The 23637-nt window shown below is 59.8% G+C and carries 18 protein-coding genes; 8 read left to right on the forward strand and 10 right to left on the reverse strand.

Features of this window, described 5'->3' with window-relative positions; all coding sequences use genetic code 11:
- The first annotated feature begins 31 nt into the window (after positions 1-31).
- Positions 32-1369, forward strand: coding sequence for a glutamate--tRNA ligase (gltX, locus tag DTQ13_RS07315; RefSeq protein ID WP_248460443.1), 1338 nt, complete (start codon positions 32-34; stop codon positions 1367-1369).
- 27 nt (positions 1370-1396) lie between these two features.
- Here the strand turns inward: gltX and DTQ13_RS07320 are convergent, their stop codons facing one another.
- From DTQ13_RS07320 to cysS, 3 genes are all read right to left on the reverse strand, one after another.
- The gene (locus DTQ13_RS07320; protein ID WP_103765385.1) at positions 1397-2380 is read right to left on the reverse strand and encodes an ion channel; all 984 of its coding nucleotides are present in this window, start codon (positions 2378-2380) and stop codon (positions 1397-1399) included.
- Between the two features lie 72 nt (positions 2381-2452).
- Positions 2453-3235, reverse strand: coding sequence for an RNA methyltransferase (locus DTQ13_RS07325; protein WP_248460445.1), 783 nt, complete (start codon positions 3233-3235; stop codon positions 2453-2455).
- An 8-nt stretch (positions 3236-3243) separates the two neighbouring features.
- The gene (gene cysS / locus DTQ13_RS07330) at positions 3244-4632 is read right to left on the reverse strand and encodes a cysteine--tRNA ligase (RefSeq protein WP_248460446.1); all 1389 of its coding nucleotides are present in this window, start codon (positions 4630-4632) and stop codon (positions 3244-3246) included.
- 92 nt (positions 4633-4724) lie between these two features.
- On the opposite strand from cysS, the gene DTQ13_RS07335 reads away from it, so the two are divergent.
- The 5 genes from DTQ13_RS07335 to DTQ13_RS07355 all read left to right on the forward strand — a co-directional run bounded on the left by DTQ13_RS07335 (position 4725) and on the right by DTQ13_RS07355 (position 11311).
- Complete coding sequence (locus DTQ13_RS07335) at positions 4725-6122, forward strand: MATE family efflux transporter (RefSeq protein ID WP_248460447.1); 1398 nt, start codon at positions 4725-4727, stop codon at positions 6120-6122.
- A 272-nt stretch (positions 6123-6394) separates the two neighbouring features.
- On the forward strand, positions 6395-6691 hold the full coding sequence (locus DTQ13_RS07340; RefSeq protein WP_081562994.1) for a YtcA family lipoprotein: 297 nt from the start codon (positions 6395-6397) through the stop codon (positions 6689-6691).
- A gap of 15 nt (positions 6692-6706) precedes the next feature.
- Positions 6707-7759 (forward strand): multidrug transporter subunit MdtN, encoded by a 1053-nt coding sequence (gene mdtN, locus DTQ13_RS07345; RefSeq protein ID WP_043560724.1) that lies wholly within the window; start codon positions 6707-6709, stop codon positions 7757-7759.
- The gene (locus DTQ13_RS07350; protein WP_248460448.1) at positions 7752-9614 is read left to right on the forward strand and encodes an FUSC family protein; all 1863 of its coding nucleotides are present in this window, start codon (positions 7752-7754) and stop codon (positions 9612-9614) included. The genes mdtN and DTQ13_RS07350 overlap by 8 nt, the downstream gene beginning before the upstream one ends.
- Entirely contained in the window at positions 9614-11311 is a 1698-nt protein-coding gene (locus tag DTQ13_RS07355; protein ID WP_052349106.1) for a TolC family protein, read from the forward strand. The genes DTQ13_RS07350 and DTQ13_RS07355 overlap by 1 nt, the downstream gene beginning before the upstream one ends.
- A 16-nt stretch (positions 11312-11327) precedes the next feature.
- Here the strand turns inward: DTQ13_RS07355 and DTQ13_RS07360 are convergent, their stop codons facing one another.
- Positions 11328-12530: an MFS transporter gene (locus tag DTQ13_RS07360; protein ID WP_248460449.1), complete on the reverse strand. Its 1203-nt coding sequence runs from the start codon at positions 12528-12530 to the stop codon at positions 11328-11330.
- A 330-nt stretch (positions 12531-12860) separates the two neighbouring features.
- Between DTQ13_RS07360 and rpsD the strand changes: the two genes are divergently transcribed.
- Complete coding sequence (gene rpsD / locus DTQ13_RS07365) at positions 12861-13478, forward strand: 30S ribosomal protein S4 (protein ID WP_043560719.1); 618 nt, start codon at positions 12861-12863, stop codon at positions 13476-13478.
- Between the two features lie 90 nt (positions 13479-13568).
- Positions 13569-15110, forward strand: a complete 1542-nt coding sequence (locus DTQ13_RS07370) for a peptide chain release factor 3 (RefSeq protein ID WP_248460451.1) — start codon at positions 13569-13571, stop codon at positions 15108-15110.
- A gap of 64 nt (positions 15111-15174) precedes the next feature.
- Here DTQ13_RS07370 and DTQ13_RS07375 read toward each other — a convergent pair whose 3' ends face one another.
- The 6 genes from DTQ13_RS07375 to aroB all read right to left on the reverse strand — a co-directional run bounded on the left by DTQ13_RS07375 (position 15175) and on the right by aroB (position 23542).
- Positions 15175-16116, reverse strand: a complete 942-nt coding sequence (locus DTQ13_RS07375) for an endonuclease/exonuclease/phosphatase family protein (protein ID WP_248460452.1) — start codon at positions 16114-16116, stop codon at positions 15175-15177.
- Positions 16109-16801, reverse strand: coding sequence for a carbonic anhydrase (locus tag DTQ13_RS07380; protein ID WP_043560716.1), 693 nt, complete (start codon positions 16799-16801; stop codon positions 16109-16111). Before DTQ13_RS07380 ends, DTQ13_RS07375 begins: the two co-directional genes overlap by 8 nt.
- Positions 16802-17081: 280 nt before the next feature.
- Entirely contained in the window at positions 17082-19721 is a 2640-nt protein-coding gene (gene alaS, locus DTQ13_RS07385; RefSeq protein WP_248460453.1) for an alanine--tRNA ligase, read from the reverse strand.
- A 143-nt stretch (positions 19722-19864) separates the two neighbouring features.
- Entirely contained in the window at positions 19865-20281 is a 417-nt protein-coding gene (locus tag DTQ13_RS07390) for a GtrA family protein (RefSeq protein ID WP_166651622.1), read from the reverse strand.
- Positions 20282-20496: 215 nt separating this feature from the next.
- Positions 20497-21654, reverse strand: coding sequence for an OmpA family protein (locus DTQ13_RS07395; RefSeq protein ID WP_043560711.1), 1158 nt, complete (start codon positions 21652-21654; stop codon positions 20497-20499).
- Positions 21655-21865: 211 nt separating this feature from the next.
- Positions 21866-23542, reverse strand: a complete 1677-nt coding sequence (aroB, locus tag DTQ13_RS07400; protein ID WP_248460454.1) for a 3-dehydroquinate synthase — start codon at positions 23540-23542, stop codon at positions 21866-21868.
- Positions 23543-23637: the final 95 nt, after the last annotated feature.

The raw sequence follows: 23637 nt of genomic DNA on the forward strand, positions 1-23637 counted from the left end.
GTCCCATGAGAGAGTGAGAACAGAGTACGGTATGAAAGTACGTTTTGCCCCTTCACCAACAGGGCATCTTCATGTTGGCAATGCCCGTCTTGCCGTGGCGAACTGGCTGTTCGCCCGTCGGCATGGTGGCCGGTTCCTGCTGCGGATGGATGATACGGATACGCAGCGTGGCAACAGTGCCTATGAGGAAGCCATCCGCCGGGACCTGACCTGGCTGGGGCTGGACTGGGACGAGTACGCCCGCCAGTCGGAACGTCTTGCCCGGTATGAGGAGGTGATCGAGCACCTCAAGGAAACGGGGCGGCTCTATCCCTGCTTTGAGAGTGAGCTGGAGCTGAAATACAAGCGGGAGCAGCGTCTGCGGGCCGGCAAGCCGCCGCTCTATGACCGTGGCATGCTGAAAATGACGGCCGAGCAGCGTGCCCGGGCAGAGGCCAACGGCAAGGTGCCGTACTGGCGTTTCAAGCTGAGCGGGGCCACCCGTCGCTGGACTGACCTCGTGATGGGGGACTGCCATGTGAAGCTGACCGCCGTTTCCGATCCTGTTCTGGTGCGGGCGGATGGCAGCATCCTCTACACGCTGGCCTCGGTGATTGATGATCTGGACATGGGCATCACCCACATCCTGCGGGGTGAGGACCATGTGACCAACACGGGCGTGCAGCTTGACCTCGCCGAGGCCCTTGGGGCGAAGGAGGGACGTTTCACCTTCGGGCATCTGCCGCTGCTGCTGGGGCAGGATGGTGGCAAGCTGTCCAAGCGTCTGGGCGGGCTGGCCCTTTCCACACTGCGTAATGACGGGATCGAGCCCCGTGCCCTCGTGGCCTATCTGGCCCGTCTGGGCAGTTCGGATGACCCGCAGGCCGCCTCCAGCATGGATGAGATCGTGCGCGGCTATGACATCGGCCATGTGTCCCGGTCAGCGGCCCGGTTCGATGTTCCGCAGCTGCTGGGGCTGAACCGCCGTGTCCTGCATGGCATGTCCTATGAAGAGATACGGCCCCACCTGCCGGAAGGGGCCGATGAGGCCTTCTGGCTGGCCATCCGGGGCAATATTGATCTGGCCGTGGAGATCGCTCACTGGTGGTCTGTCGTGAAGGGGGACATCGTGGCTCCGTCCCAGCCTGAAGAGGCAGGGTTTCTTCAGGAAGCAGCCCGTCTCCTGCCGGAAGGACCGTGGGATGGGACGGTCTGGAAGCGTTGGACTGACGTGCTGAAGAGTGAAACCGGCCGCAAGGGGAAGAGGCTCTTCCTGCCCCTGCGTCTGGCCCTGACAGGCGAGGATGCCGGGCCTGAACTGGCAGCCCTTCTGCCGCTCATGGGGCGGGAGCGGGTCCTGCACCGTCTGCAGGATGCCATGCAGCATTGACCTGATGAGACCGGGGCGGGCTGCCTGTCAGTCTGTCCCGGCAGAGGTCTCATCTGTCACGGTGATGGGCTCCTCATCCCTGGCGGGCAGCGGGTCTGGAGATGTCGTGTGGAAGAGGCTGAAATCCACTTCCATCAGGCCCTGTCCGGAGGCTCTCAGAAGGCTGACGAAGCGTGCCCCGTAGAGCATGTCCTGTGCCATGTAGGTATGGTGGGCGAAGACATCCTGCGCTGAAACGGGATCGGTGGCATTGAAGATGAGGAAAATGCGGGCCTGTTGTTCCTCAAGGGTGGCTTTGTCCAGCCCGTGGAGTGGACTGCTTTCCGTGATGTGGTGGGTGAAGGAGAGGCTGACCGGAAAAACCGGGAAATGGTTGTAAACCAGTGGCAGTATTTCCAGCTGGAGCGAGGTATGGCCATTTTCGTCGCATCGCGTACGGGCCAGAATGGCCTCCACGCTGGTATTCATCAACGGTGTATTGCGCAGGTTTCCCAGCCGGAAATTGAGTTTGAGATTCTCCCCCTCCTGGAAGATCGTGACGATGCTGCTGAACAGGACCCTGGCCTGCGGGCGTGAAAAACGGGCGAAGACAAGCCCGGTGATGATGGCGGTCGAGATGACCCCCACCAGCATCTCGAACGTGGCGAGTGCATTGGCCGCTGGGCTCTGGGGATAGATATATCCATATCCGACTGTGGAGAGGGTCTGGGCGCTGAAGAAGAAGTCTCCCCAGAAATTTCCACTGTGCACGTTGCTCAGCCCATGCGGCACGAGATAGAAACCGACGCTGAACAGCAGGTTGAGCAGCAGATAGGCGGCTGTCATCGTGGCAAAGAAGGGCAGCCACCCCATGGTCAGACAGTTGTGATACATGTCTCCCAGCAGGCGGCCCTTTGTTTTCCTGCGCGTGACGATGTTCAGGATGTTGTCCTGCGAGAGAAGGCTCAGACCCGGTGTCTGTGGTGCCGTCTTATGCTGGTGGAGCAGGGTTTCTGGCAGTTTCAGATGCATGGGGAGCCTATGGCAGGATGGAGGGATGGGGATGCTGCCTGCCCGGAATCTGGCCGGGCAGGCTGGGACGGGTCATTTCATATGGCGGATTTTCCGGGCCCGTGAGAGTTCGCTGACGACACCATGCAGTGTCCGCAGTTCCTGTTCCGTTACCTCTCCACGGGCGAAAAGATGGCGCAGGTTGCGGATCATGCCCGGCCTTTTCTGCTTGTGGTGGAGGAAACCGCACTCATCGAGATCCCGCAGCAGGTGGGTCATGAAATTTTCCACCTCGCCCTTGGTTGCCACATGCGTCTCGTTGGTCATGAGATACTGTTCCGGCACGGTATCCTCGGTCAGGTACCACTCATAGGCCATGACCAGCACCGCCTGGGCCAGATTCAGCGACATGAAGCGGGGATTGAGCGGATAGCGGATGAGTGTGTCCGCCCGGGCCATGTCCTCATTGTCCAGCCCTGCCCGTTCGGGACCGAAGAGGATGCCGCTTTTCAGCTTCCGGCTGCTGGTGGCCCGCAGTTCTGCTGCTGCTCCACGGGCTGTCATGACCGGTTTGATGATGTGGCGGGGGCGTGGACAGGTGGCAAAAACACGGTGGAGGTCGGCGATGGCGTCATCCACCGTCTCGAAGACCGTGGCCTCTTCAAGGATGCGGTCGGCACCGGAGGAGGCATACCAGGCCCGGGGCTGCGGCCAGCCGTCACGGGGGGCCACGAGGCGGAGATGGAACAGCCCGCCATTGGCCATGGCCCGGGCGGTGGTCCCGATATTTTCAGCCAGCTGCGGGCGGACAAGGATGACGACGGGGTCAAAGGGAGCGGGCGGAGCCAGATCAGCTCCACCATTACGGCCTGTCATGGGATGACTTATCCTTTCCGCCATGTTGTGCCGGCAGGTCCATCTTCCAGAAGGATGCCCTGTTCTGCCAGGTCGTTGCGTATCTGGTCGGCTAGTGCAAAGTCACGGGCCTTGCGGGCGGCCAGACGTTTTTCAATCAGGGCTTCAATGGTGGCGGGGTCAAGGTCTGTCCCTCCCTGGAACCAGTCTGCCGGTTTCATGGTGAACAGCCCAAGCAGCTGCCCGCCGGCCCAGAGGTGGTTCGCAGCACTCTGCTGGCCTTCCAGCGCAGCATCGGCGTAACGGTGGAGAGCGCTGAGGGCCAGCGGCGTGTTGAGGTCGTCACACAGGGCTTCCAGAATGTCGGCCGGAATGCTGTCCGTGCTGGCTGGTGGCGTTTTCTCCAGCGCCCGGTAGAATCGGTCCATGATGCGGCGGGCTTCGTCCAGCTTCTCCCATGTGAAGTCCAGCGTGGAGCGGTAATGGGAGCCAAGAAAGAGCAGCCGCAGGGCCTCGGCTGGAGTACGCTCCAGCACTTCATGGATGGTATGGAAGTTGCCCAGGGATTTGGACATCTTCTCACCATTGGAGAGCAGCATCCCGGTATGGACCCAGTGCCGGGCGAAATGGCCATGCGGATAGCAGCAGAGGGATTGTGCCCGTTCATTCTCGTGGTGGGGAAAAAGCAGGTCGTTTCCACCGCCGTGAATGTCGAAACTCTCCCCGAGATAGCGTTCTGCCATGGCAGAGCATTCAATGTGCCAGCCGGGGCGGCCACGGCCATATGGGCTGTCCCAGCCCGGCTCATCGTTGCGGGAAGGTTTCCAGAGGACGAAATCGCCAGGGTTGCGTTTGTAGTCGGCCACGTCCACCCGGGCACCGGCCAGCATGTCCTCCAGCGAGCGGCCCGACAGGGCCCCGTAACTGGGGAATGATGTGACGTCGAAGAGAACATGCCCCTCCGTCTCATAGGCATGGCCCTGCGTGATGAGGCGGCCGATCATCTCCAGCATGTCGGGAATGTGCTGGGTGGCTCTGGGTTCCACAGTGGGAGGCAGGATGTTCAGGGCAGCAAGATCGTCGTGGAAGTCTTTCGTGGTCCGTTCTGTCAGATGGGAGATGTCTTCATCATTCTCCCGTGCCCGCTGGATGATCTTGTCGTCAATGTCGGTAATGTTGCGAACGTAGGTAACCTGTGGGTAGAGCGCCTTGAGCAGCCGGACAAGCACGTCTGCACTCAGCATGGAGCGCAGATTGCCGAGATGGACCCGGTCATACACGGTTGGCCCGCAGAAATAGAGGCGGACATTGCTGGCATCATCGGGGGTGAAGGGAACAGTGGTGCGCTGATGGCTGTTGTGAAGCCTCAGGCCGGGCCGGGGGGAGATGGGGGCTGTATTGCTCTTCTGCGTGCTCATGTCTGTTCAATGCGACAGAGATGCGTTTGGTGCAACAGGGGAATTTATTTTTAGAATTTGCACTTTGCTTTATATGCGATAGAGACGGTCTCATGTCTGCATCACGTATGAAACAGGGCCCCCAGATTGTGGGGATGCCGACCCATATCCGCACTCTTGTGCAGGTTGGTCTGCCTCTTGCGCTGTCCCAGCTTTCGGAGATGGCCATGGCGGTGACGGATACCGTTCTGCTGGGCAGCCTGGGGGTGGATGCAGTCGCCATCGGGGGAATTTCCAACAATTTCTTTTTCACGACGATGATCTCCTTTCAGGCCGTGCTTGGTGGAGTCGGCGTGTTGCTGTCCCATGCCCGTGGTGGTGTGGAGCATGGCCATGGGGGCGGGCATGACAGGCGCAGCATCATCAGTGCAGGGGTCGTGCTGGGCATGGTGGCGTTTATTCCCTGTCTGCTCCTTCTTCTCTGTTCCAGCGGTATTTTCAGCCTGATGGGGGAGCCGGAGATGGTGACCAGGCAGGGAGGGCAGTTCATCAATGTGCTGCTCTATGCCCTGTGGCCCAATCTGGTTCTGCTTGGCCTGTGTCGTGTGGCTCTGCCATCCCTGGGAGCGGAATCCCTGCTGTTGTGGACGATGCCAGCCATGGCCCTGTGCAATGGGGTGCTCAATGCGGCCCTGATTCATGGCTGGTCCGGCCTGCCAGCCTATGGGCTGTTCGGATCCGCTCATGCCACGATGCTGACGGGCTGGGCCATGAGCCTCGTCCTGCTGCTTCTCTGTCTCGGGCGGCCACAGCTCCGGCACCTGCTGAAGCCTGCGAGGGTCCACTGGCCGCTCTTCAGGGAACTGCTGGTGCTGGGTCTGCCCATGATGGTCACGGCAGCCTCCGAGCTGCTGCTGTTCCAGATCACGACTCTCAATGCGGGGCGATTGGGGACACGCAGCCTTGCAGCGCATCAGGTTGCACTGAACACGATTTCTTTGCTTTTCATGGTGTGTCTGGCCATCGGGCAGGCGGCGAACGTACGGGTGGCTTACTGGCGGGGGGCCCGGAAGAGGGCAGAAGCCTGTCGGGCTTCCAGCGGTGCCCTGTTGCTGGTGCTGGCCTGGACCATTCTGACGGGCCTTGTCCTCATGCTGCTGCCGGGTTGGATCGCCCGCCTCTATTATACTGGTGGACCACCGGATGCCGGTACGTTCGCCACTACCGTCCTGCTGCTGAAGATTGCCGGAATTTTCCAGATTGTCGACGGGGTGCAGGCTGTCTGCAACGGGGCGTTGCGGGGCTGTGGGGATACCTTTGTTCCGATGGTGATCAGTATCGTGAGTTATGGTGTCGTGGGGATCGGTCTGGGGTACTGGCTGGCTTTCCACCAGGGCTATGGTGTGGAGGGGCTATGGATCGGCCTTGCGGCCGGGCTGGGTGTGACGGCCTTTGCCCTTGGGGCACGGCTTTACCTTCTGCTGTACAGGACGGGGGATGCACGGCCTTAAAAAGGTCACTTGCGGGAAGACCCTGCGGGAGGATAGGTAATCTGAAACATTTTTCAGGTTGTTAAATGTTACTTTATAGGGATTGAGATGCTGGTTGTCTCAATTCGTTTGAAAAAAGGGGTCATGCTCCCGTATCGTCGGGCGCTTCGATGTGTAAAAAAGATGAGTGGTCTGGTTGGTCAGATGCTTTGTGAGGGCAGGTGTTTCCGTATGTACGGGGGCAGGCCCTTCAGGGCTGTGTGTTGTCCCCGTAGCTGGAAACAGGAGCGTGCATGAAGCTGCCCGGAGTATTTTCTTTCAGGGCTCATGGAGCCCCAAGGTGGGGGCTGGCCCTGCTCATGGTGCCCTTGCAGGGTTGTGCCGGGATCGGGGCACCGAGTTTTCCTCTGGCCGGTGCGTATTTTCCGGCCTGGCTCATCTGCCTGTTCATCGGTGCGGTGTCCGCCGCCCTGCTGCGGCTGGTCTTTCTGATCCTGCATATTGATGGCCTGTTGCGGTATCATCTGGTCACCTACCTTTCCATGGGCACGATGATAGGGCTTGTCGGCTGGCTTCTTCTCTACGGGTAATTCAGGGGCGGTTTCATGAAAAAAGAACGGATTAAAGGCCGCTTCCCGGTGGGGAGCGTGATTGCAGCAGCCACGCTGTTATGTGCTCTCCTCGGTGTCCTGTATGTGGATCACCGGTCAGGCCAGCATCCCAACAGTGATAGTGCTGTCATCTATACGGAAAGCGTACATGTGGCCGCTCTGGTGGGTGGGCGCCTCCAGACTCTTTCTGTCCGGGAGAATCAGGTCGTCCACAAGGGGGATCTGCTGTACCAGATTGATCCCGAGCCCTATGAGATTGCCCTGCACAAGGCTGAGGCCAGTGAAACACAGGCACAGGCCGACCTGAACGATGCCCGCCGTGCTCTGGCCGTCCGCATGGCCAATGCGGCAACCAACGAGCGCAAGCGGCACCAGGCCGAGGATGAGAAGGACCTTGCCTGGCGTACGGTGACCCGTCTCAAGCCATTGGCCGAGCAGCATTATGTGTCATGGCAGGTCTATGACCAGGCCGTGACAAAGTTCAACTCTGCCGTGGATGCCCTGGCAGAAGCCCAGCACGAACAGCAGGCCAGCCAGGTGGCTGTCGGTGATGTCAAACACGCCGAGGCCATGTTGCAGGAAGCATCCGTGGCGGTGGAACATGCCCGCTATGAGCTGCGTCAGACCCGTGTGACGGCCAACATAGATGGCTATGTGACGAGTCTGAATGTTCGGGAAGGCGAGGTGCTGGCTGCCAACGAGAACCTGTTTACGCTGGTTTCCAAGGATGAGTGGTATGCCATTGCCCCAATCCGGGAAATCAACCTGAAGCCGGTCCGTCCGGGTGACTGCGCCACCGTGTATTCCATGATTGATCGCAGCCATGCCATCCACGGGGTTGTCGAGAGCATTGGCCGGGGTGTGACGACCGATTACATGAGGGAAAGCGAACGTGGTGTGCCGTCTGTCGAGCGGCAGATGGACTGGGTGCATATTGCCCAGCGCTTCCCTGTGCGCATCAGGATCGAACATGCTCCTGAACATCTGATGAGACTGGGGGCAACAGCCAACGTGGAAATTCTCCATGGTGCTGCCTGTCATGGTTAAACCCTATCTGGACGCCTTCATGCGTCTCTGGCGGTTGGCCGTAAGGCCAACCCGTGGGCGCACGGCGCTGGCCTTGCGGACCGCCATCGTATGCATGGCGCTCGTCCTCATAGGTGAGATATGGCAGCTGCCCATGTTGACCCTGCTCACGCTCACCCTGGGGGCGTTGTGGCAGGGGAACAGGGTGGCGAACATGAAGATCTCCGTCATGTACATCATCTTCTTTTCCGGTGTGACGGGGGCTCTCTATGTGGGGGTTGCCACGACAATCAACAATTTTCTGGCAACGCTCATTTTCAACCTTGTTCTCAGCTTCGTCTTTTTCTTCCTCAGCACGACAACCATCCTTGGCATGATCAGTGTCATTGGCGGGTTGATCCTTTCCTACATGCTGGTGGCGCTGGACAATGTGCAGAGTGGTGACAGTATCGCCCGTCTTGTTCTGTCGGCATGGCGTGTGTTTCTCATCATCGCCGGCATGATGGCCTTTGTGGGGAGCTGTCTTTCTCCGTCTCCAGAGCATGTCCTCACGGACCAGATCATCGAGCGGCTGCGCCTGTCGGCGAAATGTCTGGGACGGCGGGGCGAGGGGCGCGGCATCCCTCAGGCCTGGCAGGATGCTGTCATGGATACCGTGGGTGAGGGGGTCAGCGGCATGTTCGGCATGCTCGGTGCTGCCACTGCGGAACAGCGCTGGAGCCCGGAAGACCTGTCCTACCTGCGCCGGGCAGCTCTGAACAGTTTTGGCATCCTGCAATTTGTTGAACGCTGCCTGAAGCCCAACGCCCCCATTTCCATGGAGGATTGTGCGTATCTGGCCAAGCGGCTGGAAGAAGCGGCGGAGTGTTTTGAAACAGGTGGCCGCCCGGCCGAAACGGGCACGGATCAGGTCTGCTCAGGTGATATCGCCCAGGAGATGGAGCGCCTGCTGAACAGTCTGGACCAGCCCCTGACAGCCGAGGACGTGCAGCTGCCTTCCAGCCAGTCCGGAAATGCCGCACCGAAAAAGAAATCGGGCTTTTTCCTTCCTGGTGCCTTTACGGACCCGGAGCATGTCCGCTTTGCCGTCAAGGGGACCGTCTCTGTCTGCCTCTCCATCATCACATACAAGATGCTGAACTGGCCGGGGGTGCATACGTGCATCATCACCTGCTTCATCGTGTCCCTGCCGACGATGGGGGCTGTGCTGGACAAACAGCGGCTGCGTATTGTCGGGGCTCTGATAGGCTGTTTCATGGCCATGGGCACCATCGTATGGCTCATGCCACACATGACGGACATAGCCGAGATCATGCTGGTCATGGGTGTGGTCATTTTCATCGGGGCATGGGTCAAGGCCGGCGACCAGCGCATTTCCTACCTTGGGTTGCAGATCATCGTGACCTTCACGCTGGCTGATCTTGCCAAATATGCGCCAACGACGGATCTGACGGTGCCCCGTGACCGTATCATCGGTATCTTGATCGGTCTGGCCATCACATATGTCGTGCATACCATGTTCTGGCCACACAGTGCGATGGGTGGGGCCCTGCAAAAGCTCAAGGCGCTTGATGGCCTGCTGGCGCAGGATATCACGGACTGGAATCACGACCAGCGCATGCTTCAGGCGGCACGGATACAGGAAACGGCCAGTGGGGCCATGAGCCAGCTGCGGCAGGTCATGATAGAACCGGCCGCCATGCGTCCGACAAAACATCGCATGAGGCAGTACATGCTGTTCCTGCGGCGTGCGGCCATGAGTGCCGGGTGTCTGTTCGGGGATATTGCTGCCAGCCAGCAGAAACAGTCTCTTCGTCTGGGGCAGATACTGAAGGGGGGAGAGACCGCTTCCCTTAAGGAAGGAGGAGGTCTCTGATGGATGGTTTTGAGTGGAAACAGGTCATGGAGCGTAAAAAAATGCAGCAGCCGGGGAAGGTATGGCGCAGGGCCGTGCTGGTCTGTAGTGCCCTTCTCTGCAGCAGTGCGTTGAGTGGTTGCCAGACAACGGCCATGCGGAATATGCCGCCTGCCCCCAACCAGCCATGGAATGCACCGGTTGATGTGAATGGTCATATCATCGAGGGGCATGAAAAAGGGGCACCGGGCCAGAAGGGGGGACGTGTCCTGAAAATGCCTGCGGGGTACCGCCTCGCATCGGACCGTGTCCTGCCGCAGCCTGCTGCACTGGGCACCGTGCAGGTGGATCATTCCTACGATCTGGCCGATCTGATCGACATGGCCCAGTCCATCAACCCCTCTACACGTCAGGCCTGGGATGCAGCACGGGTCAGTGCGGCAGAGACGGGCATTGCCCGCTCGGCCTATCTGCCGCATCTGACAGCCGTAGCCATGGGGGGGTATGGCCTGCTGGAGCCACACAACCGCTTCCGGGTGGCAGGCCAGCATGCGAGTCTGAATACCCGCCTTCAGGGCACACTGGAACGTCAGCAGGTCGGGCTGGAATGGTTGCTGTTCGACTTCGGCAAACGTCGTGCCGTGATGGAGGAAGCGACCCAGAAGAGCATTGGGCAGAACATCCTCTTTACTGGTGAACACCAGAAGGTCATCCACAAGGTGGCTCTGGCTTATTACCGTTATGCGGCTGCTCTGAACAATGTGGCGCTTGTGCGCCAGTCTCTTGAGAATGCCCATGCGATTGCCCGGGCCGCAGATGCCAACCTGAGAAACGGGGAAGGGACGGTCATTGATACGTCACAGGCCGAGCAGGCCGTGGCGGAAGCCGAGCTGGTGCTGGCCAGAACGGAAGGGGATGTGGAGACATACCGGCTGGAGCTGCTGGCTGCCGTGGGCGTGAATCCATCCCAGCCACTGCATGTGCAGACGGACAGCGGGAGGAACATCCGCGTTGAGGATATCCGCCTGAGTGATGAGATGGTGCATGAGGCTGTGGCCCGTCGGCCGGATGTCCTGGCAGCCTATACGAGCCTGCGTGCCGCCCAGAGTGCGGTGGAAGGCGCCCGTGCCAGCTACAGGCCGCAGATTTTCATGAGTGGCAATGTCGGGTACAACTTTGATGACCTGCATTTTCGCAATCTGCCGCTTGTCAATGTGAACTCGATCAACGATCGTGTGCATACATTCGGGGGTCTCATCACGGCAGGTATTTCCGTGCCGATCTATGATGGCGGGCTGCGTCGCAATCGTCTGCGGCAGGCGCATGAGCGGGAAGACAGTGCCCGTGCTGCGCTGCAGGACACGCAGAACAATGCTGTCCGGACGATCGTGAGTGCAGAGGCCATGCTGCATACGGGCATCACGGCCTATCAGGCGGCACTGAGCCTCCAGAAGGCCAGCCAGACCGGCTTTGATGCCGCCCTTACAGCCTACCGTTCGGGTGATGGTACGATGACCCGGATGCTGGAGCTCCAGAATACGCTGCTCAATGCCCGCCTGTCCGTTTCGGACAGCTATTACGGCATGTTGAGTGCAGCCGCATCATTGGCTTATGCGGCTGGTACGCTGGGCAGCAGCAGTGTTCTGTCCAATATTGAAGGTTCATTGGAAGAAGCAGCTCCGGCTGTGCCGGTCTCCAGCGGTCAGGCCCCCGGCTGAGGGGCCTGCCGTTTTTTCATGGCTTGTGAAGGCGGGCGACCTGGAGCGTGACGAGGTAGATCAGCAGCCCGCTGGCTGAGAGGATGGCCCCGCCCCAGCCAACGGCGCTGATGCCCAGGCCGTGCTCTACCAGCATGGCACCCAGGGATGCCCCCAGAGCGTTGGCGATGTTGAAGGCCGAGTGATTCAGCGAGGCTGCCAGCGTCTGGGCATCTCCGGCAACATCCATGAGACGGGCCTGCATGGCAGGACTGAGGATGATCGTGGCAGCAGGCAGGAAGAAGCAGACAACCAGCATGGCAGTGCTGGAGGGAAGCAGCAGCCAGAAGGCCAGCATGAAGACAACGCTGGCAATCAGGCTGAAAATGGTCGTGCGGTTCAGGTTCCTGTCAATCATGGCCCCGCCGAAGGCATTGCCGGCGACCATTCCGCATCCCCAGATGACCTGATAGAGCGTGACCATCCAGGGGCTGAGATGCGTCACCTGTCCCAGCCCGGAGGTCAGGAAGGTATAGACGGCGAACATGCCGCCGAAACCGATGGCCCCGGTCAGCAGGGTCAGCAGGACGTGGGGGTTCCTGAAGGCGGACAGCTCGGAACGGGCATTGATGTTGTTCTGCGGGCGGTCAGCGGGGATGAAAAAGGCTACCCCGGCCACGCAGATCAGCCCCAGAACGGACAGGGCTCCATAAATCACTTCCCACGGAACATATTGGGAGAGGAACGTGCTGAGTGGGGCGCCTATGACGGTGGAGATCATGATGCCGGACAGGACCATGCTGATGGCCCGTCCCCGCCGGGTCCGTTCGACCATGGAGGCACCCGTCAGGGCAGCGATACCGAAATAGGCCCCATGGGGCAGCCCTGTGATGAAGCGCATGACCTCGATGGGCAGGAGTGAGGTAAAGAGGATGGTGCCGATATTGCCGATGCAGAACAGGGAGAGCAGAAGCAGCAGGACTGTCCGGCGGGGCAGGCGGGCTCCGGCGATGGCCATGATGGGGGCACCCACTACCACGCCAAGAGCATAGGCGGAGATGACGGCGCTGGCCTGCCCGATGGAAATGTCAAGGGCATGGGAGAAGGCAGGCAGGATGCCCATCATTCCGAATTCTCCCGTGCCAATGGTAAAGGTCCCGAGCATGAGGGCTGCAATGGCCGGGGCGACGCCATGAGGCGGGGTCAGGCGTGGGCCTGTAACCGTTTCGGTCTGCTCCATAAAGGGAGTGCTCCAGTCTGATTGGGGATGACAAGGATATACGGGATATGGCCTGTTTTTTCCAATTTCTTCTTGCCGTTCAGGCATGGCGTACGACCTTCCCACATGGTCGGATTTCTTGACACTCTGTCCTGCCTCGTGTAACGGCAGTGCCATTGCCGGGAATGTTGGATGGTCTGGCCGGGATGATGCGTGCTGTGGCGCACTGTTCCATGAGGTTCGCAGGCTGTTCCGTTCTCCAAGTACCCCGTGATGGGGGAGGGGAACCTACCGGTGCAACAAAGGGCTGTCGCACAGAGCCGCCGGTCTGAGAGAATACGGGTTTAACCGATGTCAAAACGTCTTGAGAGCAAGTACAAGATCAACCGCCGCCTCGGCGTCAACCTGTGGGGCCGTGCCAAGTCCCCGGTCAACCGTCGTGAATATGGCCCGGGTCAGCATGGTCAGCGCCGCCGTCAGAAGCCGTCTGACTACTCCGTGCAGCTGATGGCCAAGCAGAAGCTGAAGGGCTATTATGGCAACATCAGCGAGAAGCAGTTCCGCCGCTATTATGACGAGGCCGTGCGCCGCAAGGGTGATACCTCTGAGAACCTGATCGGCCTGCTGGAGCGTCGTCTGGATGCCGTCATCTACCGTCTGAAATTCGCCATGACGCCGTTCGCTGCCCGTCAGTTCGTCAGCCACGGTCATGTGCTGGTCAACGGCAAGCGCGTCAATATCCCCTCCTATCTGGTGAAGGAAGGCGATGTGATCGAGGTGCGTGAGAAGTCCAAGCAGCTCGCCATCGTTCTGGATTCCGTCCAGAGTGCCGAGCGTGATGTGCCGGAATACATCGAGGTGGATCATCGCCAGATGAAGGGTACCTTCATCCGTGTTCCGCAGCTCTCCGATGTGCCTTACCCGGTGCAGATGGAACCGAATCTGGTGGTCGAGTTCTACTCCCGCTAAGATACGGCTACTGGCTGTATATGGAGGCGCCGGGCGGTTTTACCGTCCGGCGTTTGCCGTTTCTTACGCTCTCTTCCCAGGAAGGCTGATATGTCCGACCCTACCATCGCTGCGGAGATTCCCCGGCGGCGCACTTTTGCCATCATTTCCCATCCTGATGCCGGTAAGACCACGCTGACAGAGCGCATCCTGCGGGCAGGTGGGGCCATCCAGATGGCCGGGAATGTCCGGGCCAAGGGAGAGCGGCGGCGGACACGGTCGGACTGGATGAGCATCGAGAAGGACCGTGGCATTTCGGTCGTCACCTCGGTGATGACCTTCAATTATGGTGGATGTGTCTTCAACCTGCTGGACACGCCGGGCCATGAGGACTTCTCCGAGGATACCTACCGCACGTTGACAGCGGTGGACTGCGCCGTGATGGTGATTGATGCCGCCAAGGGCATCGAGGCCCGGACCCGCAAGCTGTTCGAGATCTGCCGTCTGCGGGATATTCCCATCGTCACCTTCATCAACAAGATGGACCGTGAGGCGCAGGACTGTTTTGCCCTGCTGGATGAAATCTCCAATGCGCTGGCTCTGGACGTCTCCCCGGCGACATGGCCGGTCGGGCGTGCGGCGAAATTTGCCGGTATTTATGACCTTCGTACGAAGTCCTTGCACCTGAAGGAAGAGCTGCCCGAGGATGATGAGCGGCTGGCCCAGATGCGGGAAGAAGTAGAACTGGCCGAGGTGGCCCTTCCTCCTTTCGAGAAGGAATTTTTCGATGAAGGACATCTGACACCCGTTTTTTTCGGTTCAGCCATGAAAGAGATTGGGGTGACGGACCTTCTGGATGCTCTGGCTGCCTATGGGCCGCCGCCCCGTGCCCAGCCCTCTGAGACACGGGATGTGCAGGCGACGGAAGAGAATGTCACGGCCCTGATTTTCAAGATTCAGGCCAATATGGACCCCAATCACCGGGATCGCATGGCTTTTGCCCGTGTCTGTTCAGGGAAGCTGACCCGTGGGATGCGTCTGAAGCATGTGCGTATCGGCAAGCAGTTCGCCCTTCATACGCCACAGTTTTTCTTTGCGCAGGACCGGCAGCTGGTGGAGGAAGCCTTTGCCGGGGACGTGGTGGGGATTCCCAACCATGGGACACTTCGCATTGGTGATACGTTGACGGATGGTGAAGACCTGCGCTTCACGGGGGTTCCGCATTTTGCCCCGGAAATCCTGCGTCGTGTGCGGCTGGATGATGCCATGAAGGCGAAGAAGCTGCGTCAGGCCCTCGTGGAGCTGGCGGAAGAGGGGGTCGTCCAGCTGTTCCGCCCGCAGGATGGAGCCCCGCCAATCGTGGGCGTGGTGGGGACCCTCCAGCTGGACGTGCTGCAGTCCCGCCTTCAGGCGGAATATAACGTGCCGGTCGGTTTTGAGAGCACGCCTTTCACGCTTGCCCGTTGGGTCACGGGCGATAAAGCTGCCCTGGAGCAGTTTGTGGCCCTCAACCGGAGTGCGATGGCTGATGATCTGGATGGTGATCCAGTCTTCCTTGCCGGTTCTGGCTTCATGATGAACCGGGCTATCGAGATGAATGAGGCTCTCAGTTTCCATGACATCAAGCAGATCGGGATGTCTGGAACGGCCTGAAGTTCTTCCTGCCCGAAACATGAGGAAAGGCCCGGGCGGGAGACCGTCCCGGGCTTTTCTGTTTTCAGGGCAGCCTGATCTGCACGGAGACAGGACAGTGGTCTGAAAGGGTCAGCCCTTGTGCCACATTGCGCAGGAGCATGACACGGAGACTTCCCGGAATGAACCACTCCCGGGCCTGATTGCCGAGCAGGATGTGATCGATGAACAGGTCACCACTGCGGCGGCAGGGGCTGGTAAAGCCCGCCGTGGTGAGGGTCAGGCTGGCGTCGTTCTGGAGATTTTGCATGAGAGGGTCAGCCGGTGTCAGGCGGCGGTTGAAATCTCCCAGAATGGCAAAGGGCGTCCCGTCATCCACCCTGTCCAGTATCCAGTCCTCGATGACATGGAATTGTTGATAGAGTAGGGAACAGGCACGTTTTCTGGCAGCAAGAGGCTGTGCCCAGCATCCGGTCTTCAGATGGACGATGAGCAGTCTCAGGCTGGAGGCTCCTTTGCGGAGGGTGACATCCATGCCGCCCCGGAGGGGGTGATGATGCCCCGGCTGCGGGATATTGAGAGCCGTGATCTCGGGATTGACGGTGACGCTCAGGCCGGCCGTCCGCCGGATCGCCAGCCCGACCTTCTGGGGAATAGGGTCTGGCGTGATGTAGAGGTCATACTCGTCCTGAGGGAAAACAAGCTGGGCCGCCGCAAGACTGTCCACTTCTTCAAAAGCGAGGATGTCACTGTGGAGACGGTGTGCCTGATGACGCAGGGCTGCGAAGTCTGCAGCCGTGCGTGTGGGGGCATCAGGGGGCAGGGTATGGTCACTGGCAGGGCGGAGGGTGAGCCAGTCCATGTTCCAGCTGGTCAGCTTCAGGCTTTCCGAAGCCTGTGCTGGGGACAGCAGCAGGATGAGGCTGCACAGCAGAGAGAGTGCAAGGGACAGGGCGTGGCATGAAAAACCGCCTGCCCCGGGGGACAGACGGCTCTCCGGTGCCAGAAAGGGCACGCTGTCAGGCATGGTTGGCTGTGCCGGTTTCCTTGAGAAGGGCGATGGCCTCTTCAACGGAATATTCCGTCTTGTTATTCTCGTGGAGAATGTACATGCGTCCATTCTGGATGTCGTAGTACCAGCCTTGTACGTTCAGCTCGTTACGGGACAGAGCCTTGGCAACGATCGGGTGTGTCTTCAGATGGGTGAGCTGAAGGCGGACATTGGCCTCAGCCAGATCGCGGACATCTTTGGGGCCAACATCTTCAGCCCGCAGATCGCCGATGGTGGCAGCAGCGGCCTCGGCATTGTGCAGCCAGCGGCGGACGGTTGGCATGTCGGCCAGCTTTTCCGGGTTTGTGGTCAGATTGATGAGGGCGGACATGGCCCCGCAGTTGGAGTGGCCACAGATGATGATGTTTTTTACCCCTAGAGCTCCGACGGCGTATTCGATGGCGGAAGCCACGGCCCCGACCATGTTGCCATAGGCCGGAACGATGTTGCCGACATTGCGGATGAGGAACAGCTCACCCGGTTCTGTCTGGGTGATCAGGCTCGGGCTGATGCGGCTGTCGGCGCAGGTGATGAATAGCGTTGGTGGGTTCTGATCGTAAGCCAGACTCTGGAAGAGATCCTTTTTTTCCGGATACACCTCTTCTTCAAAGGTGCGGACGCCATCAAGGAGTTCCAGAAGAGTGTTACGGTGGAAGACCATAGCGTTATGTTTCCTGATCAAAGACGCATCATGCGGGGCAAAGCCCTGGCGAGCCCACTATGGGCGAGGCAGGTCACGGTGCCCATAGGCCATATATTAAAAATCTTTTTAAGAAGCGTCCAGACGAAAGCCCCTCCTGATTCATGAAATGTCTTTCATGACCTGGGCGGGCAAGGCCAGAGCAGGATCATCTGCAAGAAAAAAGCGTCAGGCCCTCCATAACAGGCCTGACGCTCTCTTCTGGGTAGTTCTTTTCGTCAGAAAAGAGGTCTCGCAGGTCTCAGCCTTCGGCCAGTGTCTTGCGCAGCATGGCGAATACGGCATCGGCAGCCGGTTCGGAGCCACCAGCCTGCGCCATGTCAGGGCGGCCACCGCCGCCTTTGCCGCCCATCAGGGCGGAGGCTTCCCGGGCCAGCTTCACGGCATCGAAGCGGTCCGTAAGGTCCTTGCTGACGGCGATGACGATGCTGCCCCGGTCATTGGCGCCGGAGATCAGGGCCACCACGCCGGAGGAGATCTGCTTCAGCAGGCCATCAGCCAGCCCCTTGAGGTCCTTGGGGCTGACATCCTCAAGGAAGCGGGCCGCCAGAGTGACGCCATTGATGGTCTCGCTGGAGGCAGACCCTTCCCCCGTGGCCAGCTTGTGCTGGAGGGAGGAAATCTGCGCATTGAGGGTCTTGCGTTCTTCCAGCAGGGCGGCAAGACGGGCCGGAGCCTCGGCAGGCGTGACCTTCAGGAGGGCAGCCATTTCGGCCAGCCGTTCCTCACTGGTGCGGATGGTCTGCTCGGCCGCAGCCCCGCAGACAGCCTCGATACGGCGGACGCCAGAGGAGACGCCACTTTCGGAGACGATGCGGAACAGGCCGATCTCACCCAGACGGGTCACATGCGTACCGCCGCAGAGTTCGATGGAATAGGCCTGACGGTTTTTCTCATCCTCATTGCCCATGAAGACGACACGGACTTCATCGCCGTATTTCTCACCGAAGAGGGCCATGGCGCCGCTTTCAATGGCCTGTTCCTGCGTCATCAGGCGGGTTTCGACCGGGCTGTTCTGGCGGATGCGGGCATTCACCTCGGCCTCGATGGTCTTCAGCTCATCCTCCGTCAGAGGGCGGGGCTGGCTGATGTCGAAGCGCAGACGGTCCGGCGTGTTCAGGCTGCCCTTCTGGGTGACATGCTCACCGATATGGCGGCGCAGGGCCTCATGCAGCAGATGTGTTGCGGAGTGATGCCCCCGCACGGCGGTGCGGCGGGCGTGATCGATCTCGGCATGAACATCCATGCCCGGCCTGAGCGTGCCTTCCACGATGCGGCCATAATGGACGATCAGGGAGCCGTTCTTCTTCTGCGTGTCAGTGATTTCGATCCGCAGGCCCGGGGCTGTCAGCGTACCATGATCGCCAACCTGTCCGCCGCTTTCTCCATAGAAGGGGGACTGGTTGAGCAGGATGGCGACTTCGTCACCGGCTTTGGCTTCGGCAAGCTCATCGCTGCCACGGAAGACGGCCTGCACCTGGGCATCGGCAGCCTCGCTCACATAGCCGAGGAACTCCGTGCTGCCGAAGCGGTCACGGGCATCGAACCAGACGGTCTCCACGGCACTGTCACCGGAGCCAACCCAGGCGGCACGGGCACGCTGGCGCTGCTCGGCCATGGCACTTTCAAAACCGGCCTCATCGACCTTGTGGCCACGCTCACGCAGCACGTCCTGCGTCAGGTCCAGCGGGAAGCCGAACGTGTCATAGAGCTTGAAGGCCACGTCACCGGGCAGATGACCGTTGCTGGAGAGGCGGCCCATCTCGTCTTCCAGCAGGGCCATGCCACGGCCCAGAAGGGCGGAGAAGCGTTCTTCCTCACCCTTCATGGTTTCGGTGATGAGGGCCTTGTGCTGGTTCAGCTCAGGATAGGCATGGCCCATCTGCTGGATGAGGGCAGGCAGCAGACGGTAGAAGACCGGCTCCTTCGCCCCCATCAGGTGGAGGTGACGCATGGCACGGCGCATGATGCGGCGCAGCACATAGCCACGTCCCTCACGGGAGGGCAGAACACCATCGGAGATGAGGAAGGCGGTGGACCGCAGATGGTCGGCCACCACACGATGGCTTGTCTTGAAGCGTCCATCCGCATCCTGTTTCAGCAGGTCGGCAGAGGCCTCGATGAGGGCACGGATCGTGTCCGTGTCGTAATTGTCCTTCTTGCCCTGCATGACAGCGGCGAAACGCTCCAGCCCCATGCCGGTATCAATGGAAGGGTGGGGAAGATTGGTCCGCTTGCCTTCGCCTTCTTCAAAGAACTGCATGAAGACGAGGTTCCATATCTCGACGAACCGGTCGCCGTCTTCATCAGGGCTGCCTGGAGGGCCACCGGCCACGGACGGGCCATGATCGTAGAAGATTTCGGAGGACGGACCGCAGGGGCCGGTATCACCCATACGCCAGAAATTGTCGGACGTGGCGATGGGGATGATCTTGTCATCCGAGAGGCCAGCGATCTTCTTCCATAGGGAAGCGGCCTCATGATCGTCCGCATAGACGGTGACGAGCAGCTTCTCGGCCGGGATGCCGAAGCCTTTGGTCAGCAGCGTCCAGGCAAATTCGATGACCTCAGCCTTGAAGTAATCTCCAAAGCTGAAATTCCCCATCATTTCAAAGAATGTGTGATGACGTGCCGTGTAACCGACATTGTCCAGATCATTATGTTTGCCACCGGCACGGACGACCTTCTGGGCTGTTGTGGCCCGCTTGAAAGGCAGGGTCTCCTGCCCGGTAAAAACGTTCTTGAAAGGCACCATCCCCGCATTGGTGAAGAGCAGGGACGGATCATTCTGCGGAACCAGAGAGGCAGACGGAAGGATGCGGTGCCCGTGGGATTCAAAATACTGAAGGAATTGTGCGCGGATATCGTTGGTACTGATCATGAGTCTGTAGGTCCGGGTTCCGGAGAAAGAAAGGATGGTTCCTGTTTTCTAGCCGATTTTCTGGCTTTTGGAAATGGAGGTCCTATGGAGGAGATGCAGGGAAGCGTGCAGGAAAAGAAGACCACCAGCCGGGGAATGGGGCTTTATGACTGGGGGGTCTTCTTGTGAAAGACGAAGTGATGGCAGAGGGCAAAATTGATGAACATGCCGCCTGCTGTCCCGCAGAGCAGAGCAATGACGGTGTAATGCCGTGTCAGCGGCCAAAGGCTGAAGAGGGCCAGCACGATCCCACGGTTGATGATGAAACCGGGAAGATTGGCCAGTACAAAGCGCCCCCATTGATGATGCACCTTGTGGCGTTTGCGGCAACAGTCCCGGAATGTCCAGTAACGGTTCAGAATCCAGTTGTTGCTTGAGGCAATGACATAAGCGAGCAGGGCGGCAGCACGGAGCCCGACAACATGGCGGAAAAGGGAGAGGCTTGCCCAGTCCACGAGAAAGCCGACAGCTCCCACAACTCCGAAATAGAAGAAGCGCTGCATGAGAGGAAGGAACTTCATCAGGCTTCTGGGAATGAACTGTTCAAGCATTTTTCAGCTGGAAAACCATAAGGATTGTTGCAGAGGTGGAGGGGACCCTAACACAGCTTCACAGGGGAGAGGTAAATCTTTTCTTGTGAAAGATTGCACAGGAGGAACGGGCCATAAAAAAAGGGTGCCCGAAGGCACCCTTTTTCCGTGACCGTAAGGCCCGGGCTGAAAATCAGCTCTGAAGATTACTTCAGGATGATCTCAACGCGACGGTTCTGCGGCTCACGCGTGTTCTTGGCAGTTGCCACCAGCGGGTTGGCATCGCCGTAACCGTGGATGTCGATGGCCGTAGCCGGAACGCCCAGACGGATCAGCTCAGCCTTGACGCTGTTTGCACGACGGAGGGACAGACCCATGTTGTACTTCTCACCGCGCGGACCCGGATGAGCAGCGGAGTTATCGGTGTAACCGTTAACTTCGATGCGTGTCGTCTGCACGTGTGTGGAAGCCTGGGCAGCCTGGGCAACGATGTCGCGGGCGCGGCCTGTCAGGTTGGACTTATCCCAGTCAAAGAAGACGAGGTAAGTACGGGCAGCCTGAGCCGGCGGCGGAACGACAACATGCGGAGCTGGCGGCGGCGGCGGCGGAGCATTGTTGAAGGCATAACGCAGGCCGAGCATGAACTGGTGCGTGTAGCGCGTGTTGAAGCTTACGCGGTCACCCTTGCCATGGTTCTCGTTGTTGTTGTGCAGGTACTGACGGCCGCTGGTCACGCCGCTCATGGAACCCGTCTGGCCCATGAAGCGATACTGCGTGGTCAGAGCCAGGCCCGGAACGCCCGGGATGTCGTAAGCGGCACCAGCGATGAACTGAGCAGCGAAACCACCCTGGGTGTTGTTGAAGTTCGGGTCAGGACGACCGGTGCTGCGGTTGTAGACCTTGCGGTAACGCTGCCACATGTAACCAGCACCGATACCGACGAACGGTGTAACCGGAACATCGTTCAGGCCGAACATGCCGAGATCGATGTCATACAGCACGTTGGCGAACCCGCCCCAGCCTTCGCTCTTGCCGTGGGCCTTGCGGTTGCCACCAGCGGCAAAGGCGCCACCCAGACGGGTGATGTGGGTCTGGTTGTAGGTGCCCTCGATTTCGAGGCGCAGACCGTTACCGAAGCCGTAACCAGTGGAGAGGTAGCCATTGAAGCCGGTGCCGGAGTGGGCGTTGCCACCGATGCCACGACCGTGGGAGGTGCCAGGGTTACCCTGACGGAACTGCTGGTGCTGAACCAGGTTGTAACCGCCTGCCATGTCGACATACGGGCCGGTGATCGTGCTGGCCATGGCAAATGACGGCAGGGCCACCATTGAGGTCATGGCGAGAAGTGCATTACGAATACGCATTTACTTCCTCAGTCCTTAATTCTGTATACTTACGGCCATTACGGTTGGCGGGCGTCGGAACGATCACCGTATGGAGCCAGCGCGGCCGATAACCGAGATGTAATGGAAAGCTGGTAGGAAGTTAAGAGGTTTTCCGCCCTGCGTTTGCGATGGAACATGCACTGTGACCAATACAACACATTATCGGAATAAAGGCTGGAATGTGGCGGTATCAGGGGGCAAAACCTTCAGCCAGAAGCAGGGCCCGGACATCATCCATGGCGACATCACGGCAGGTGAAAGCCATGCCGATTCCGCGGAGCAGAACGAAGGTGATCTTCCCGTCGCGCAACTTCTTGTCCCGGCCCATGTGGTTCAGCAGGGTTTCCGTACTGAGGCCGTGGGGCAGGTCTGCTGCACCGGCGGGCATTCCCAGGGCGTGGAGATGGGTGTCAAGCCGTGCCAGGTCATCCTCGGGGGCAAGCCCCATCCTGACGGACAGTGCCAGGGCCATGTGCAGGCCGATGGAGACGGCTTCCCCATGCAGGAGGCGGCCGTCATAATGGAACTCGGCTTCAAAGGCATGGGCGAAGGTGTGGCCCAGATTGAGCAGGGCCCGACCGCCTGATCCTGCCTGCTCCCGTTCATCGTCCTGTACGACTCCGGCCTTGAAGGCACAGGCCCGGCGGACAGCTTCACCCAGCTTCCCGGGCTCTCCCTCCAGAACGGCCTGACCATTGGCTTCGCACCAGGCAAACAGTTCGGCATCAGCGATGAGGCCTGCCTTGACGATTTCTGCATAACCCGCCACGAGCTGGCGGCGGGGGAGAGTGGCCAGCGTTTCCGTATCGGCCAGCACGAGCCGGGGCTGCCAGAAGGCTCCGATGAGATTCTTTCCGGCCCGGGCATTGATTCCCGTTTTACCTCCGACAGAACTGTCCACCTGTGCCAGCAATGTTGTAGGAATCTGGATGAAGGGAATTCCGCGCAGCGCCGTAGCCGCCACAAATCCGGCAAGGTCACCAATGACCCCCCCACCCAGGGCAATGACGGTGGTGCCACGCTCGATGCCCCGTTCGAGCATTTCTTCCATGACGGCTTCAAAACGGGCGAGAGATTTGCTGCCCTCTCCCGGAGGCACGATGATGGTGTGAAAGCGGATGCCGACCTCACGGAAACTGCGTTCCAGCGTGGCCAGATGATGGGTGGCAACTGTCTCGTCGGTCAGGATGATGGCGTGGCCATTGGGCAGATGGGGCTTTACCCGCAGGCCCGCCTGCGCCAGCAGCTCACGGCCGATGAGAACCTCATAACTGTGGCCGGCGAGAGCAACCGGGACATGATGGGGCAGACTCGTATTGGCAAGGGTATCAGTAATGGTCCGGGTGGCCTGTTCCACGCTTTCATCTCCACAGTCGATAATGATGTCTGCCTCGGCATAGCGCGGATACCGCACGGTGGCGAGCTGACGCAGGGTGGCCGCCGGGTCGCCCTGGGCGAGGAGGGGGCGGCTTCCACGGTTGTTGAGCAGGCGTCTGAGCAGGACAGCCATGGGGACATGCAGCCAGACAGCACAGACATCTGCTGCCTCGTGGATGAGGGCACGGGTCTGCGGATGCATCCAGGCGCCACCACCGGTGGCCAGAATGCAGGGGCCGTTCTTCAGGAGGCGGCGTATGACCCGATGTTCCCCGGCACGGAAATGGGCTTCGCCATGGTGGGCGAAGATTTCCGGGATGCTCTGGCGGGAGGCTTTTTCGATCTCGGCATCGGTATCGATGAAGGGGATGCCATAATGCTGGGCCAGCATCCGTCCCAGAGTCGTTTTTCCGGCCCCCATGAGGCCGACAAGGACAATGATGCGGAACGGTGGTCTGGCTGGCTGCGGGGCGTGCAAGGAAGGGGACATGCTGTCCCTCTATCACGGGTGAGAGAGGTGGGGTAGGTCTCTCATCGCCCATGTCTCTGGGAGGGTGTGTCTCCGGTGGAAGAGAAGAGGGTTTT

Source organism: Parasaccharibacter sp. TMW 2.1888, from assembly GCF_023167265.1.
Classification (GTDB): Bacteria; Pseudomonadota; Alphaproteobacteria; order Acetobacterales; family Acetobacteraceae; genus Bombella; species Bombella apis.

What these genes read in the sequence shown, in the direction of transcription:
- DTQ13_RS07390 (WP_166651622.1), bottom strand. Translation starts at nt 20,281, where the DNA reads ATGAAGTTCCTTCCTCTCATGCAGCGCTTCTTCTATTTCGGAGTTGTG.
- DTQ13_RS07395 (WP_043560711.1), bottom strand. Translation starts at nt 21,654, where the DNA reads ATGCGTATTCGTAATGCACTTCTCGCCATGACCTCAATGGTGGCCCTG.
- DTQ13_RS07380 (WP_043560716.1), bottom strand. Translation starts at nt 16,801, where the DNA reads ATGGTCTTCCACCGTAACACTCTTCTGGAACTCCTTGATGGCGTCCGC.
- DTQ13_RS07375 (WP_248460452.1), bottom strand. Translation starts at nt 16,116, where the DNA reads ATGCCTGACAGCGTGCCCTTTCTGGCACCGGAGAGCCGTCTGTCCCCC.
- DTQ13_RS07350 (WP_248460448.1), top strand. Translation starts at nt 7,752, where the DNA reads ATGGTTAAACCCTATCTGGACGCCTTCATGCGTCTCTGGCGGTTGGCC.
- DTQ13_RS07340 (WP_081562994.1), top strand. Translation starts at nt 6,395, where the DNA reads ATGAAGCTGCCCGGAGTATTTTCTTTCAGGGCTCATGGAGCCCCAAGG.
- gltX (WP_248460443.1), top strand. Translation starts at nt 32, where the DNA reads ATGAAAGTACGTTTTGCCCCTTCACCAACAGGGCATCTTCATGTTGGC.
- DTQ13_RS07360 (WP_248460449.1), bottom strand. Translation starts at nt 12,530, where the DNA reads ATGGAGCAGACCGAAACGGTTACAGGCCCACGCCTGACCCCGCCTCAT.
- aroB (WP_248460454.1), bottom strand. Translation starts at nt 23,542, where the DNA reads ATGTCCCCTTCCTTGCACGCCCCGCAGCCAGCCAGACCACCGTTCCGC.
- DTQ13_RS07355 (WP_052349106.1), top strand. Translation starts at nt 9,614, where the DNA reads ATGGATGGTTTTGAGTGGAAACAGGTCATGGAGCGTAAAAAAATGCAG.
- DTQ13_RS07335 (WP_248460447.1), top strand. Translation starts at nt 4,725, where the DNA reads ATGTCTGCATCACGTATGAAACAGGGCCCCCAGATTGTGGGGATGCCG.
- mdtN (WP_043560724.1), top strand. Translation starts at nt 6,707, where the DNA reads ATGAAAAAAGAACGGATTAAAGGCCGCTTCCCGGTGGGGAGCGTGATT.
- DTQ13_RS07325 (WP_248460445.1), bottom strand. Translation starts at nt 3,235, where the DNA reads ATGACAGGCCGTAATGGTGGAGCTGATCTGGCTCCGCCCGCTCCCTTT.
- rpsD (WP_043560719.1), top strand. Translation starts at nt 12,861, where the DNA reads ATGTCAAAACGTCTTGAGAGCAAGTACAAGATCAACCGCCGCCTCGGC.
- alaS (WP_248460453.1), bottom strand. Translation starts at nt 19,721, where the DNA reads ATGATCAGTACCAACGATATCCGCGCACAATTCCTTCAGTATTTTGAA.
- DTQ13_RS07370 (WP_248460451.1), top strand. Translation starts at nt 13,569, where the DNA reads ATGTCCGACCCTACCATCGCTGCGGAGATTCCCCGGCGGCGCACTTTT.
- cysS (WP_248460446.1), bottom strand. Translation starts at nt 4,632, where the DNA reads ATGAGCACGCAGAAGAGCAATACAGCCCCCATCTCCCCCCGGCCCGGC.
- DTQ13_RS07320 (WP_103765385.1), bottom strand. Translation starts at nt 2,380, where the DNA reads ATGCATCTGAAACTGCCAGAAACCCTGCTCCACCAGCATAAGACGGCA.